At 75.0% G+C, this 14,624-nt stretch carries 12 protein-coding genes; 6 read left to right on the top strand and 6 right to left on the bottom strand.

Going from position 1 to position 14,624, the window contains the following annotated elements:
• Positions 1-12 precede the first annotated feature (12 nt).
• Positions 13-1,077: an Rv2578c family radical SAM protein gene (locus FQ330_RS09170; RefSeq protein ID WP_318655688.1), complete on the top strand. Its 1,065-nt coding sequence runs from the start codon at positions 13-15 to the stop codon at positions 1,075-1,077.
• Here FQ330_RS09170 and FQ330_RS09165 read toward each other — a convergent pair.
• The 3 genes from FQ330_RS09165 to ligA are packed head-to-tail and all read right to left on the bottom strand — an operon-like array spanning position 1,074 to position 5,067.
• Positions 1,074-2,213 carry an AAA family ATPase gene (locus FQ330_RS09165; RefSeq protein WP_146356917.1) on the bottom strand — a complete coding sequence of 380 codons (1,140 nt, stop codon included), beginning with the start codon at positions 2,211-2,213 and terminating at the stop codon, positions 1,074-1,076. The genes FQ330_RS09170 and FQ330_RS09165 overlap by 4 nt on opposite strands.
• Positions 2,210-2,716 carry a mycothiol transferase gene (locus tag FQ330_RS09160; RefSeq protein WP_146356915.1) on the bottom strand — a complete coding sequence of 169 codons (507 nt, stop codon included), beginning with the start codon at positions 2,714-2,716 and terminating at the stop codon, positions 2,210-2,212. Before FQ330_RS09160 ends, FQ330_RS09165 begins: the two co-directional genes overlap by 4 nt.
• Positions 2,716-5,067 (bottom strand): NAD-dependent DNA ligase LigA, encoded by a 2,352-nt coding sequence (gene ligA, locus FQ330_RS09155; RefSeq protein WP_146356913.1) that lies wholly within the window; start codon positions 5,065-5,067, stop codon positions 2,716-2,718. Before ligA ends, FQ330_RS09160 begins: the two co-directional genes overlap by 1 nt.
• A gap of 184 nt (positions 5,068-5,251) precedes the next feature.
• Here ligA and FQ330_RS09150 point away from each other — a divergent pair, with 184 nt between their 5' ends.
• Both FQ330_RS09150 and FQ330_RS09145 read left to right on the top strand, forming a co-directional pair.
• Complete coding sequence (locus tag FQ330_RS09150; protein WP_146356911.1) at positions 5,252-5,662, top strand: DUF4383 domain-containing protein; 411 nt, start codon at positions 5,252-5,254, stop codon at positions 5,660-5,662.
• A gap of 20 nt (positions 5,663-5,682) precedes the next feature.
• Positions 5,683-6,204, top strand: coding sequence for a hypothetical protein (locus FQ330_RS09145; protein WP_128188694.1), 522 nt, complete (start codon positions 5,683-5,685; stop codon positions 6,202-6,204).
• Between the two features lie 34 nt (positions 6,205-6,238).
• Here FQ330_RS09145 and mnmA read toward each other — a convergent pair whose 3' ends face one another.
• Complete coding sequence (gene mnmA, locus FQ330_RS09140) at positions 6,239-7,342, bottom strand: tRNA 2-thiouridine(34) synthase MnmA (protein ID WP_128188695.1); 1,104 nt, start codon at positions 7,340-7,342, stop codon at positions 6,239-6,241.
• A gap of 68 nt (positions 7,343-7,410) precedes the next feature.
• Here mnmA and FQ330_RS09135 point away from each other — a divergent pair, with 68 nt between their 5' ends.
• The gene (locus FQ330_RS09135; protein WP_225792784.1) at positions 7,411-8,184 is read left to right on the top strand and encodes a glycosyltransferase family 2 protein; all 774 of its coding nucleotides are present in this window, start codon (positions 7,411-7,413) and stop codon (positions 8,182-8,184) included.
• Complete coding sequence (locus FQ330_RS09130; protein WP_146356909.1) at positions 8,181-8,747, top strand: hypothetical protein; 567 nt, start codon at positions 8,181-8,183, stop codon at positions 8,745-8,747. Before FQ330_RS09135 ends, FQ330_RS09130 begins: the two co-directional genes overlap by 4 nt.
• An 18-nt stretch (positions 8,748-8,765) precedes the next feature.
• On the opposite strand, the gene FQ330_RS09125 is transcribed toward FQ330_RS09130, so the two are convergent.
• Positions 8,766-9,896, bottom strand: a complete 1,131-nt coding sequence (locus tag FQ330_RS09125) for a cysteine desulfurase family protein (RefSeq protein WP_146356907.1) — start codon at positions 9,894-9,896, stop codon at positions 8,766-8,768.
• A 20-nt stretch (positions 9,897-9,916) separates the two neighbouring features.
• On the opposite strand from FQ330_RS09125, the gene glgX reads away from it, so the two are divergent.
• A complete protein-coding gene (glgX, locus tag FQ330_RS09120) occupies positions 9,917-12,028 on the top strand; it encodes a glycogen debranching protein GlgX (RefSeq protein WP_225792783.1) in 2,112 nt (703 codons plus the stop codon).
• A gap of 1 nt (position 12,029) precedes the next feature.
• Here the strand turns inward: glgX and glgP are convergent, their stop codons facing one another.
• Positions 12,030-14,567: an alpha-glucan family phosphorylase gene (glgP, locus tag FQ330_RS09115; RefSeq protein WP_146356905.1), complete on the bottom strand. Its 2,538-nt coding sequence runs from the start codon at positions 14,565-14,567 to the stop codon at positions 12,030-12,032.
• Positions 14,568-14,624 lie beyond the last annotated feature (57 nt).

Below are 14,624 nucleotides of genomic sequence, written 5' to 3'. Positions count from 1 at the left end.
ACGTGTGTTCGAATGGATGCCATGCGATGGGACGGGCAGACGGCGAACCACGTCGACGCGGATGCGCTGCCGGGGCTCGAGGAGCGCGGGAGTGTGCTCGACGCGTGGCCGACCCCGGGCTTCGACGGCGCGTCGTTCCTGGAGGTGACCGCCAGGAGCGCGCTCAACCACGTCGCCGGCGACGGCTTCATGGGCGGCGCGTGGACGATCAACCCCTACCGCGGCTGCCAGCACGCGTGCCGCTACTGCTTCGCGCGGAAGACGCACACCTACCTCGACCTCGATGCGGGCGCCGACTTCGACTCCCGCATCGTCGTGAAGGCCAACCTCGTCGAGGTGCTCGAGCGCGAGCTCGCGGGCCCGCGCCGCGAGGTCGCCGCCGTGCAGCTGGGCACCAACACCGACCCCTACCAGCGGGCCGAGGGCCGCTACCGGCTCATGCCCGGCGTGCTGCGCGCGCTCGCCCGCCACGGCGCATCCATCTCGATCCTCACGAAGGGCACGCTGCTGCGCCGCGACCTGCCGCTGCTCGCCGCGATCGCCCGGGATGTGCCGGTGTCGATCGCGATGTCGATCGCGATCTTCGACGACGAGCTGCAGCAGCAGGTCGAGCCCGGCACGCCCACCACCCGCGCGCGGCTCGACACCGTGCGCGCGGTGCGCGACGCGGGCCTCGACTGCGCCGTCTTCGCGATGCCGATCCTGCCCGGCCTCACCGACACGCGGGCGCACCTCGAGCCGGCGTTCGCCGCGATCGCGGAGGCGGGCGCGACGAGCGCGATCGCGAGCGCGCTGCACCTGCGGCCGGGCGCCCGCGAGTGGTACATGGCCTGGCTGCGGCAGGAGCATCCGCACCTCGTGCCGCTCTACGGGCGCGTCTACGGCGGCGGCACCTACGCGCACCGCGACTACCGCGACTGGCTGCGCGCCCGCGTCCGCCCGCTGCTGCGTGAGCACCGGCTGGCCCCGGTGCGCACGAGCGCCGGCACGGGGCTCGCCGCTCCCCCGCGCCGGGCGACGCAGCTGCCGTCGACGAGCGGGCCGGTGGCCGTCCCCGCGGTGCCCACCCTCTTCTAGCGACGCGGCCAGTGCCAGGAGGGCTGGTCGAGCGGGCCCTCCCGGCCCGCGACCCGCGTCTCGCCCGAGACCTTCTCGAGCTCGACGCGCAGCCCTCCGAGCTCGTCGGCGAGCGCCGCCTGGTGCGTGACGACGAGCACCTGCGTCTCGCTCGCGGCGTCGCGGATGCGCGCGGCGAGCGCGGGCAGGAGGTCGGCGTGGAGGCTGCGCTCCGGCTCGTTGAGCACGATGAGCCCCGGCTTCTCGGCGGAGAGCATCGCCGCGGTGAGCAGCAGGTACTGCAGCGTGCCGTCGGAGAGCTCGGGCGCCGACAGCGGCCGCAGCATCCCCGGCTGCTCGAGCGCGACCGTCATGCGGCCGTCGACCACCGGCAGGCGCAGGCGGGAGCCGGGGAAGGCGTCGGCGACCGCGCGCTCGAGCTCGCGATCCCAGCCCATCTCGATCGCGGTCTGCAGCACCGCCGCGAGGTTCGCGCCGTCGTCGTCGAGCCTCGCCGCGCGCGTCGCGACCTGCGGCTGCCGGGCGGGAGCGCCCGCGTCGGTGCGCAGCGCGTCGTGGAACCGCCAGCCGCGCAGCATGCGGCGCGTGCCCGCGAGCTCGGCGGCGTCGGCGCGCCCCGCGAACTCGTCGAGCACCGACGCCCAGGGGTGCATGCCCGCGGCGAGGTCGCTCCAGCCGTCGTCGAGGCGCACGCGCGCGGCGCCCCGCCGCCGCTCGACGAGCACGCCCGCCGGCCGCGGGTCGGAGCCTGCGAAGACGTGCTCCTGCTTGATCTCGGGATCGAGGTCGAAGGCGCTGCGCTGCGCGACCGGCAGGCCGAGGTCGATCGCGTAGCCGACGCTGTCGGTCGCGACGCCGAGGCGCAGCGCGACCGGCCCCGACCGCACGGTGCCCTCGGTGCGCTGGCCGCCCGCCGTGCCGCGCTCGGGCCCCGCCCATCGCACGGCGTCGAGCCCGCCCACCCCGGCGAGCGACGCGATGATGCGCCCCTCGCCGCAGTCGGCGAGCAGCCGCAGCGCCCGGTACAGGCTCGACTTGCCCGAGCCGTTCGCGCCCGTCACGACCGTCAGCGGCGCGAGGTCGACCACGAGGGACCGGATCGAGCGGTAGCCCTCGATCGCGAGCCGCGAGATCACGCGCCGAGCAGCCCGCGCGCGTACGCCGCCTGGCCGGCGTGCTGCACGTCGTCGTCGATGATGCTCACGAGGCGCGCGCCGAGCGTCACCGGCGGATCCCACGCCTCGTCGACGACCCGGTCGAGGTCGTCGGCGTCGAGCGTGCCGAGGTAGCGCTGCGTCGCGGCGTGCACGGCGTCGAGGTAGTCGAGCAGGGCCTCGGCCGACTCGGGGCGCACCGCGCGCACGTCGTCGGGCTCGTGGCCGTAGCCGGTGTCGCCGGCGTCCGGATCGCGCCCGAAGCGCGCCGCCCAGTCACCCTGCAGGTAGACCTGCTCGGTGCCGGCGACCGCGGCGACCTGCGCGTCCTGCCCGCGGGCGAGGTGCCACACGAGCCAGCCGATCGGGTTCGCGCTTCCGCCCGGCGCTTCGACGAGCTGCTCGGGCGTGAGGCCGCGCACCGCGCGTCGGGCCTCGTCGGGGATGCGCGAGAACGCCTCGGCGAGCACGCCGACCGCGTCCATCAGGCCTCGACTCCCGTCTCGGCCGCCGGCAGCGCATCCGGGCCCTGCTCGACGAGCACGCGGAACTGCGCGGCGTCGAGGATGCGGATGCCGAGATCCTCGGCCTTCGCGAGCTTCGAGCCCGCGCCCGGCCCGGCCGCGACGAAGTCGGTCTTCTTCGAGACGCTCGACGCGGCCTTGCCGCCGGCCGCGATGATCGCCTCCTGCGCGCCCTCGCGGGTGTAGCCCTCGAGCGTGCCGGTCGCGACCACGGTGAGGCCGGCGAGCACACCACCGCGCTCGCCCGCCTTGCCGGGGCCGGGGTGACCGGGCGTCGCGAACCGCACGCCCGCGTCGCGCCACGCGCGCACGATCTCCTGGTGCCAGTCGACGGCGAGCCACTCGACCACCGCCTCGGCGATGGTCGGGCCCACGCCCTCGACCTCCGCCAGCTCCTCGGGGGTCGCCGCCTCGATCGCCGCGAGGGAGCCGAACCAGTCGGCGAGCGCGCGCGCCGCCACAGGCCCCACGTGCCGGATGTTCAGCGAGACCAGCTGCCGCCACAGATCCTTGGTCTTCGCGCGCTCGAGCTCGGCGAGCAGCGTCTCGGCCTGCTTCGACGGCTGCGGCCCCTCGGCGCCCGCCTTCCGCTCGGCGGCGCTCGCCGCGCGCTGGAAGGGCCGGCGCACGACCGGCGCGCCCTCGTCGTCGAGCTTCGGCTGCCCCGTCTCGGCGTCGCGGACGACCACCTCGATCGGCACGAGCTGCTCGAGCGTCAGCGCGAACAGTCCCGCCTCGGTCGCGAGCGGCGGCTCGGCGGGCACGCTCGGCTGCGTCAGCGCCGCCGCCGTCACCTCGCCGAGCGCTTCCACGTCTAGCGCGCCGCGGCTGCCGATGTGCTCGACGCGGCCGCGCACCTGGGCCGGGCAGTCCTTCGCGTTGGGGCACCGCAGGTCGACGTCGCCCTCCTTCATCGGGCGGAGCGTCGTGCCGCACTCGGGGCACGCGGTCGGCATCACGAACTCGCGCTCGGTGCCGTCGCGCAGCTCGACGACCGGCCCGAGCACCTCGGGGATCACGTCGCCGGCCTTCCGCAGCACGACCGTGTCGCCGATCAGCACGCCCTTGACGCGCACGACGTCCTGGTTGTGGAGCGTCGCCTGCCGCACGACCGAGCCGGCCACGTGCACCGGCTCCATGTTCGCGTACGGGGTCGCGCGCCCCGTGCGGCCCACGCTCACCACGATGTCGAGGAGCTTCGTGTGCACCTCCTCCGGCGGGTACTTGTAGGCGATCGCCCAGCGGGGCGCGCGCGACGTCTGCCCGAGCTCGTCGTGCAGCGCGAGCTCGTCGACCTTCACGACGATGCCGTCGAGCTGGTGCTCGACCGCGTGCCGGCGCTCGCCGAAGCGCTCGACGTAGGCGACGACGTCGTCGATGCCCTCCAGCACCTCGACGTGCGGGCTCGTCGGCAGGCCCCAGCCGGCGAGGAGCCCGTAGACCTCGCTCTGCGCCGCGACCGGCGGATCGGGCCAGGCGCCGAAGCCGTGCACGTACATCGCGAGCGCCGCGATGCGCTCCTCGCCCGCCTCGCGCTCGAGCCCGGTCTTCTTCTCGAGCTGCTGGCGCAGGCCGCCCGAGGCGGCGTTGCGCGGGTTGGCGAACGCCGGGAACCGGCGCGCTGCGCGGTCGGCCGCGCGCTCCTCGTCGAACTCGGCTCGGCCGGGCGCCGGGCGACGCGCGTGCTTCGCGCGATCCTCCTCGACCGAGCGGCCCCGCAGCTCGGCCTGGAGGGCGTTCAGCCGCTCGAAGGCCTCGACGGGGATGAAGACCTCGCCGCGCACCTCGACGAGCGCGGGATGCCCCGAGCCCGCGAGCCGCTCGGGCACGCCCGCGACGCGCAGCGCGTTGACCGTCACGACCTCACCGACCCGGCCGTCGCCGCGCGTGGCGGCGGAGGTCAGCTCGCCGTGCTCGTAGCGCAGCGAGACCGCGAGGCCGTCGATCTTCAGCTCGGTCAGCCATCGCACCCGCCGCCCTGCCGCGGCCTCGGCCTTCGCGCACCACTCCCGCAGCTCGTCGACCGAGAAGACGTTGTCGAGGCTGAGCATGCGCTCGCGGTGCTCGATCGTCGGCAGCCCGCTGCCGGTGCCGCCCTGCACCGCCTGGGTCGGCGAGTCCTGGCTCTGCAGCTCGGGGTGCTCGCGCTCGAGCTCGTCGAGCTCCTGCACGAGGGCGTCGTAGGTCGCGTCGTCGATGAGCGACTGGTCGCGGTCGTAGTAGGCGGCGCTCGCCTCCTCGATCTGCGAGCGCAGCTTCTGCGCCCTGGCGTTCGCGTCGCTGAGGGAGGCCTCGGCCTCGATTCCCACCATGCGCCCATTCTGCACTCAGGTGCTGACAGCCAGGCTGTCCCGCAGTGTCCTATGCAGCGGCTGTCGATCTCCACAGCGATTCCTCGCATGCGGCCAATCCGCCCCGGTCGGGGCTCCGAACCCTGACCGACATCCCGCGCCGACCCGGCGCAGGCCGGCAACGGCCCAGACAGAAGGAGAAGTCATGTCCCAGTCCCCCAACCGCCTCGTCGCCACCGTCTTCGGCGCCGTCTACCTGCTCGTCGGCGTCCTCGGCCTCTTCGTGGCCGGCTCGAACTTCGCCGGGGAGGAGGGCGGGCTGCTGCTCGGCATCTTCCAGGTGAACCACCTGCACAACATCGCCCACCTGCTGATCGGCGCCGCGCTGCTGGCCGCCGGCCTGCGCAGCACCGCCGCCGCGAAGCGCGTCAACGTCACCGTCGGCGCCGTCTACCTGCTGCTCGGCATCGTCGGCTTCTTCCTGGTCGGCACGGCGCTCAACATCCTGGCGCTCAACACGGCCGACCACATCCTGCACCTCGCCTCGGCGATCGTGCTGCTCGGCACGGGCCTCGCCCTCGACCGCAGCACCACGACCCGCCACGCGGCGGCGTAGGACCGATCATGGATGCGCTGATGCGGATCTGCGGAGCCGTGGCAGCGCTCGGCGCGGCGCTCATCGCACTCGCGGTGGGCGCCGCGGCACCCGTCTGGATCGCGGTGCTCGTGCTCGCCGCCGGCGCCGCGCAGCTCGCGGTCGCGGTGCTCGCCCTGCGGGGCAGCCCGCTGCCGGGGCCGGCGATCCTCGCCCCCTTCGCGGCACCGACCGCGGTCTGGCTCGCGGCGCTCGTCGCCGCCCCTGCCGCGGCGTCGTCCCTCCCCCTCGGACCGATGCTCGCCGAGACGGGGCTCGCGCTCGGCGCCGCCGCGCTGCTCGCCCTCGGCCGCCGCACGAGCGCCGAGCCGCGGGCGCTGCCGGCGCTGCTGGCCGTCGCGGCCTCGGCGGCCGTCGTCGCCACCGTCGCCACTGCGGCCCTCGCGGGCACGAACGCGGGCGCCTTCGCGCAGCCCCACGGCGAGCACGGCGCGGCCGTCGACGCCCCCGCCGACGAGCCGGCGCTCGAGGGCCCCGTGCTCGTGGAGCACAGCGGCCACTGAGGCCTCCCTGCCGCTGCCGGGCCGACCTGACGCGTCAGGCGGGCACGGCGTCGGCCGCGACCGTGCGGTCGATCGTGCACTGCCCGAGCACCCGCGTGCCGAGGTAGAGCACCGCCGACTGCCCCGTCGCCACGCCGCGCAGCGGCGCGGCCGGATCGATCACGAGCTCGTCGCCCACCATCCGCGCCCGCGCGGGCACGGGGTCGGCGTGCGCGCGGATCTGCACCTCGACGTCGAGGCCCTCGGCGAGGCCCGGATGCGCCGGCCCGGCGTGGGAGACGCGGGTGCCGGCCAGCCGCGACACCGCCAGGGCCTCCTCGGGCCCGACGACGAGCTGCCGGGTCGAGGGCTTCACCTCGAGCACGAAGCGCGGCCTGCCGTCGGGCGAGGGCACACCGAGCGAGAGCCCGCGGCGCTGGCCGACGGTGTAGCCGTGCACGCCGGCGTGCTGGCCCACGACCGCGCCGTCGCGGTCGACGATCTCGCCGGGCTCGGCGCCCAGCCGCTCGGCGAGGAAGCCGCGCGTGTCGCCGTCGGGGATGAAGCAGATGTCGTGGCTGTCGGGCTTCTGCGCGAGCAGGAAGCCGCGCTCGGCCGCCTCCGCGCGCACCGCCGCCTTGGTCGGCGTGTCGGCGAGCGGGAACCAGCAGTGCCGCAGCTGCTCCTCCGTCAGCACGCCGAGCACGTACGACTGGTCCTTGGCCCAGTCGGCGGCGCGGTGCAGCTGCGGCCCGTCGTCGCCGTGCTCGACGCGCGCGTAGTGGCCCGTGACGACGCGGTCGAAGCCGAGGCCGATCGCGCGGTCGAGCAGCGCCTCGAACTTGATGCGCTCGTTGCAGCGCAGGCACGGGTTCGGCGTGCGGCCGGCCGCGTACTCGTCGACGAAGTCCTGCACGACGTCGGCGTGGAAGCGCTCCGAGAAGTCCCACACGTAGAACGGGATGCCGAGCCGGTCGGCGACCCGGCGCGCATCCATCGCGTCCTCGACGGTGCAGCAGCCGCGGCTGCCGGTGCGGAGGGTGCCCGGCATGCGGCTGAGCGCGAGGTGCACGCCGACGACCTCGTGGCCGGCGTCGACGGCGCGCGCCGCGGCGACGGCCGAGTCGACCCCGCCCGACATGGCTGCCAGCACCTTCATGCGCTCCCCCTCGCATCCAGGCTACCGATCGGCGGGCGCGGCCCGGCGGCTCGTGGCACTCTGGTGACGTGACGGATGCGCCCAGCTCGAGCCCCCTGCGCGTCTCCGTCGTGATCCCGGTGCTCGACGACGCGCCCGCGCTCGCCCGCTGCCTCGAGCGGCTGCGCGCGCAGACGGTCGCACCGCTCGAGGTGATCGTCGTCGACAACGGCTGCCGCGACGACTCGGCCGCGGTCGCGCTCGCCGCCGGCGCGCGCGTCGTGCACGAGCCGCGGCCCGGCATCCCCGCGGCCGCCGCGGCCGGCTACGACGCCGCCGCGGGCGACGTCATCGCGCGCTGCGACGCCGACTCGGTCGTGCCCGCCGACTGGATCGAGCGCATCCGCGCCGCCTTCGCCGCCGACCCGGCGCTCCAGGGGCTCACGGGGCCCGGCAGGTTCCACGACCTGCCGCCGCGCTGGACGGCCATCGCGAGCACCGCCTACGCGCTCGGCACCTTCGTCGCGGGCGGCGCCGCGATCGCGAACGTGCCGCTGTGGGGCTCGAACATGGCGCTGCGCCGCTCGACGTGGACGGCGGTCTCGCCGCTCGTCGAGCGCGACGACCCGGCCCTGCACGACGACCTCGACCTCACGATGCGGCTCGGCCCGTGCGCGCGGCTGCGGTTCGACCGCGACCTGCGCGTCGAGGTGGAGGGCCGCATCTTCCGCAGCCGCGACGACGCTCGTGACCGCGTCGCCGTCGCGATGCGCACGTTCCGCCGCAACTGGGAGACGGAGGGGTCTCCCGGCCGCCGCTGGGTGCTGCGCGCGGGCGGCCCCGACCTGCGCGCCCGCGCGTGACCTGGCTCGCCTCGCAGGGTCGCTGGCTGCCGGGCGACGCGCTGCGGCTCGTGGTCGCGGCCTCGGTGCCGCTCGCCGGCGCCGTCGCGGGCGGTCCATCGGCCGCCGCGATGCTCCTCACGCTCGGCGGCGCGATGGCGCTGCGCTTCGCCCGGGTGCCGACCGTCACCGACCTCGTCGGCCAGGCGGTGCTGCTCGCCTCGGCGTGGTTCGCGGTCACCGGCGCCTACGAGGTCGTGCCCTGGCTCGACGTCGCCGCGCACGTCGGCAGCGGCGCGGTGCTCGCGCTGCTGATGCGCGACGTGCTGCTGCAGCTGCGACTGGTGCCGTCGGAGCCGGGGCGGCGGGGTGCGGTGGCGCGGGTGCTGCACGTCACCAGCGCGGTGGTCGTGCTGGGGCTGCTGTGGGAGCTCGGCGAGTGGGCGGGGCACGCGCTCCTGACGGAGACGATCCGCGTCGGCTACGAGGACACCCTCACCGACCTGCTCGCCGACGGCGCGGGCGCGCTGGCCGCGGCCGTCGTCGCCGAGCGCGTCGCGGCCCCGCGCCGTGCGGTGCGCTGAGGCGCGAAACGTCGAGGGTCAGCGCAGCGCGCGCGCCCGCGCCACCGCGGCCGGCAGTGCCCCGAGCAGCGCCTCGACGTCCTCCTCGGTCGTCGTGCGCCCGAGCGAGAGCCGCAGCGGCGCGACGCCCGTGAGCCCGCACGCGCGCACGACGTGCGACTCGCGCGCGACGCCCGCCGAGCACGCCGAGCCGTTGGAGACCGCGAAGCCCGCCTCGTCGAGCAGGAACTGCAGCGCCTCGCCCTCGGCGCCCTCCACCACGAGGTGCGCGATGTGCGGCAGGCGCGGCTCGGCGACGAGCAGGCGCACGCCCTCGATCGCCGCCGCGGCCGTCAGGATGCGCTCCGTGAGCGCCCGCAGCCGCGCCGCCTCGGCGTCGAGCTCGGCGAGCGCCTCCTCCGCGGCGAGCGCGAAGAGCGACGCGCCGAGCGCGTCCTGCGTGCCCGACCGCAGCCCGCGCTGCTGGCCGCCGCCGTGGTGCAGCGCCTCGAGGCGCGCGTCGCGCCGCACGACGAGCGCGCCGACGCCGTGCGGTCCACCGATCTTGTGGCTCGCGACGCTCATGAGCGCCGCGCCCGTCTCGGCGAACCGCAGCGGCACGTGGCCCAGCGCGCCCACGGCGTCGAGGTGCAGCGGCACGCCCGCGCGCGCCGCCGCATCCGCGACCGCCTCGACCGGCTGCAGCGAGCCCACCTCGTTGCTCGCGACGAGCATGGTCGCGACCGACGCGCGGCCGCCGTCGACGAGCGCCGCCGCGACCGCCTCGGCGTCGGTGACCGCGTGCGCGTCGACGCCCACCCAGCGCACCGGCGCCCCCTGCCGCTCGAGCCACGCGACGGCGTCGAGCGTCGCGTGGTGCTCGGCGACCGGCACCACGAGCGCGCCGGGCTCGCCCGCGTCGCGCGCCGCCCACCAGGCGCCCTTGAGGGCGAGGTTGATGGATTCGGTGCCGCCGGAGGTGAGGACGACCTCGGTCGGGTGCGCCCCGAGCACCGCCGCGAGCCGCTCCCTCGCATCCTCGAGCACCGCCCGCGCGCGCTGCCCCTCGCGATGGGTCGAGGCCGGGTTCGCCAGGGGCGCGGCCTCCGCGAGCGCCCGCTGCACCGAAGGCCGCATGCTGGTCGCCGCGGCGTGATCGAACAGGCGCATGCTCCCCTACCCTAGAGCGCGTGGATCAGCCAGTCCGAGCGCGAGGCATCGAGCGCACCGCAGCCGGGCACCGGCTCACCGTCTGGTCGCAGCACGCGACCGCGATGGAGCTGCGCGTCTTCGACCGCGACGACCCCGACTGGCTGCTGCACACGGTGCCGATGGAGCGGGTCGGCGACGACTTCACGATCGACTCCGAGCTGCTGCAGCTCGGCACGCCGTTCGCGATCGGCGTGCACGGGCCGAGCGGGCCGGGCCACGCCTTCGACCCCGAGCGCCACGCGGTGCCGCCGCATGCGCGCGGCATCGTGCGCACCCCGCACGGCCAGCACCGCGCGACGGTCATCGACCCCGCCTTCGACTGGGGCGGCGTCGCGCGGCCGACGGTGCCGCTGTCGCAGCAGGTGATCTACGAGGCGCACGTGAAGGGGCTCACGAAGCTCAGCCCCCACCTGCCCGCCGAGCTGCGCGGCACCTACGCCGGCCTCGCGCATCCGTCGACGATCGCCTACCTGCAGGACCTCGGCGTGACGACGGTGCAGCTGCTGCCGATCCACCTGTTCGTCTCCGAGCAGCGGCTCCTGCAGCAGGGCCGCGTCAACTACTGGGGCTACAACACGCTCAGCTTCTTCGCGCCCCACGGCGCCTACGCGTCGCGGCGCGCGCAGTTCGACGGCACCGGCGGCGTGCTGCGCGAGTTCAAGGGCATGGTGCGGCTGCTGCACGAGGCGGGGCTCCAGGTCTACCTCGACGTCGTCTACAACCACACCTCCGAGGAGGGCATGGGCGGGCCGCCCTCGAGCCTGCGGCTCATCGACAACGCCTCCTACTACCGCGTCGCCGACGACGGCGGGCTCGTCGACTGGACCGGCTGCGGGAACACCGTCGACTTCTCGGTGCCGGCCGCGCAGCAGCTCGTCATCGACTCGCTGCGCTACTGGCACCAGGACATGCAGATCGACGGCTTCCGCTTCGACCTCGCCCCGGTGCTCGGCCGCGGCGCCGACGGCGCCTTCGACCCGCAGCACCCGCTGCTGCGGCGCATCCTCACCGACCCCGGGCTCGCCGACGCGACGATGATCGCCGAGCCGTGGGACGTGGGCCCCGACGGCTGGCAGACCGGCCGCTTCCCCGACGGCTTCAGCGAGTGGAACGACCGCTACCGCGACACGGTGCGGCAGTTCTGGCTCAGCGACTACCGCTCGTTCCGCCACGGCGGGCAGGGCGCGACCGGGGTCGGCCCGCTCGCGCACGCCGTCTCGGGCTCGGAGGGACTCTTCGCGAGCGGGCGCGGGCCGCTCGAGAGCGTCAACCTCATCACCGCCCACGACGGCTTCACGCTCACCGACCTCACCCGCTACGACCGCAAGCACAACGAGGGCAACGGCGAGGAGAACCGCGACGGCGCCGACGAGAACCGCTCCTACAACCACGGCGTCGAGGGCCGCACCGAGGACGTCGCGATCCAGCTCGACCGCCGCCGGTCGATGCGCAACCTGCTCGGCACGCTGCTCGTCTCGGCCGGCGTGCCGATGCTCACGATGGGCGACGAGTTCGGCCGCACCCAGCGCGGCAACAACAACGCCTACTGCCAGGACTCGGCGCTGACGTGGATGCGGTGGGACCGGAAGGACTGGCAGGACGCGTTCCACGCGCAGACGCGGCGGCTCCTGCAGCTGCGGCGCGAGCACCCGGCGCTCCGCCCCCTCGAGTACGGCCAGACCGATCAGCGCGTCGCCGGCTCCTCGCGCCTCGACTGGTTCAACGCCGCGGGGCTGCGCATGACGATCGACGACTGGGACCACTCGCACGACCGCACGATGCAGATGCTCGCCGAGTCGACGCCCGTCGAGGAGCCCTACTCGCGCGTGCTCGTCATCTTCCACGGCTCCCCGCGCGACGTCGAGGTCACGACGCCGGAGGCCGACGGCGCGACCGAGTACCGGCTGCTGTGGGACTCGGCGGCCGACCACCAGGGCGACGAGCTCGTCGCCCCCGGCGACCGAGTGCCGATGGCCGCGATGAGCATGCGCGTCTACGCCGTCGCCGGCACGCCGACCGCAGGCGAGCCGGAGGCGACCGTGGTGCGCCTGCGCACCCCGCCGTCGCCGCCGGCCGCCGACCCGGCCTGACTCAGCCCCGCGCGTACTCGACGAGGCCGAGCTCGGCGACGGACGCGAGCATCGGGTGGCGCGGCACGACGCGCACGGTGTAGCCGAACGTGCCGGCGAGCGCGAGCGGGATCGCCGACTCGAAGCGGTGCACGCCGCCCTCGACCTCGGCGGGCTCGAGCGCGAAGCGACGGGTGCGGCGCAGGTCGCCCTCCTCCGTGATCGAGCCCGCGATCACCTCGACCGTGACGTCCTCGGGCGTCAGCGAGCCGAGGTGCACGAAGGCGCGCACGCGCACCTCGTCGCCCACGATCGGCGGCGTGTCGACGCCGTCGACCTCCACGTGCCGCACCTCGATCGCACCGAACGCGTCGCGCATCCGCCGCGTCCACGCCGCGAAGGCGCGGGCGGGCGCCGCGTCGTCCGCGAGCGCCGCGGCCGATGCGGCGGCGGCGGGCGCGTAGAGCCGCGTCACGTACTCGCCGAGCATGCGCTCGGCCGACAGGCCGGGGCTCAGCGTCGCGAGCGTGTGGCGGATCGACGCGATCCACGCGGTCGGGAGGCCCCGCTCGTCGCGGTCGTAGAAGCGCGGCGCCACCTGGTGCTCGATGAGCTCGTAGAGCGCGTTCGCCTCGAACGCGTCGCGCGCCGCGGCATCCATCTGCTCGTGGGCCGAGGGGATCGCCCAGCCGTTGTGGCCGTCGAAGTACTCCTCCCACCAGCCGTCGAGGATCGACAGGTTGAGCGAGCCGTTGAGCGCCGCCTTCATGCCGCTCGTGCCGCACGCCTCGAGCGGGCGCAGCGGGTTGTTGAGCCACACGTCGCAGCCCGGGTAGAGCGACTTCGCCATCGAGATGTCGTAGTTCTCGAGGAACACGATGCGGCCGCGCACGTCGGGCTCCTGCGAGAAGCGCACGAGCTCCTGGATGAGCGCCTTGCCGGCCTCGTCGGCCGGGTGCGACTTGCCGGCGATCACGAGCTGCACGGGACGCTCGGCGTTCGTGAGGATCGCGCGCAGGCGGTCGCGGTCGTGGAGCATGAGCGTGAGCCGCTTGTAGGTCGGCACGCGGCGGGCGAAGCCGATCGTGAGGGCCTCGGGGTCGAGCATGTCGTCGATCCACGCCGGCGCCACGCCCTCGTTGCGCTCGTGCTTGCGGCGCGTGCGCAAGCGCGCGTCCTCGATGAGGTGCGCGCGCATCTCGGTGCGGGCGCGCCAGATCGTCTCGTCCGAGACCGCGTCCGAGGCCCAGTCGCAGCGCGTCGTGTCGAGCGTGCCGAGCTCGCGCTCGGCGAGGTGCTTGAGCACGGGCGACGTCCAGGTCGGCGCGTGGACGCCGTTCGTGACCGACGTGATCGGCACCTCGACGGTGTCGAAGCCGGGCCAGCGCGACTGGAACATGCTGCGCGAGACGGCGCCGTGCAGCTTCGAGACGCCGTTCGCGCGCTGCGCGATCGAGAAGCCGAGCTGCGCCATGTTGAAGATGCCCGGATCCTCCTCGCGGCCGAGCTGCAGCACCCGCTCGACGTCGACGCCGGGCACGAGCTCGCCGGTGAGGTGGCGGCGCACGAGCTCGATGTCGAAGCGGTCGATGCCGGCCGGCACGGGCGTGTGCGTCGTGAAGACGGTGCCGGCCCGCACCACCTGCAGCGCCTCGTCGAACGACAGGCCGCGGCCGATGAGCTGCGACATCCGCTCGATGCCGAGGAAGCCGGCGTGGCCCTCGTTGGAGTGGAACACCGCGGGCGCGGGCGCCCCGGTGAGCTCGGAGAAGACGCCGAGCGCGCGCACGCCGCCGATGCCGAGCAGCAGCTCCTGGCGCAGGCGGTGCTCGCCGCCGCCGCCGTAGAGGCGGGCGGCGACGCCGCGCAGCTCGTCGTCGTTCTCGTGGATGTTCGTGTCGAGCAGCAGCAGCGGCACGCGGCCGATCGTGGCCTGCCAGATGCGCGCATGGAGCGTGCGGCCGCCGGGCAGCGCGAGCGACACGGTCGCGTGCGTGCCGTCGGCGCGGCGGAGGATCGTGAGCGGCAGCCCGTCGGGGTCGAGCACCGGGTAGGACTCCTCCTGCCAGCCCTCGCGCGAGATCGCCTGCTTGAAGTAGCCCGCCTGGTAGAAGAGGCCGACGCCGACGATGGGCACGCCCAGGTCGCTCGCCGCCTTCAGATGGTCGCCCGCGAGGATGCCGAGGCCGCCGGAGTACTGCGGCAGCGCGCTCGTGATGCCGAACTCGGGCGAGAAGTACGCGATCGACTCGGGCGCGTCCTCGAGCGACTGGTACCACCGCGCCTGCGACAGGTAGTCGTCGAGGTCGTCGGCGAGCGCGTCGACGCGCGCGACGAAGTCGTCGTCGGCGGCGAGCTGCGCGAGGCGCTCGGTGCCCACCCAGCCCAGCAGCTGCACGGGGTCGTGGCCGGTCTCGCGCCAGCCGTCGAGCGAGATCTCGCGGAACAGCTCGCGCGTCGGCTCGTGCCACGACCAGCGCAGGTTGGAGGCGAGCGTCTCGAGCCGGCGCAGGCGCTCGGGCAGGGACGTGCGGACGGTGAACTTGCGGATCGCTCTCACGAGCACAGAGCCTAGTGGCGCGGCCCTCCCCCCTCGCAGGCGCGCCTGGGTAGGTTG

Source organism: Agrococcus sediminis, from assembly GCF_007923295.1.
Classification (GTDB): Bacteria; Actinomycetota; Actinomycetes; order Actinomycetales; family Microbacteriaceae; genus Agrococcus; species Agrococcus sediminis.
The sequence above is the reverse complement of the archived record's forward strand: the minus strand, read 5'-3'. Positions and strand labels throughout refer to the sequence as shown.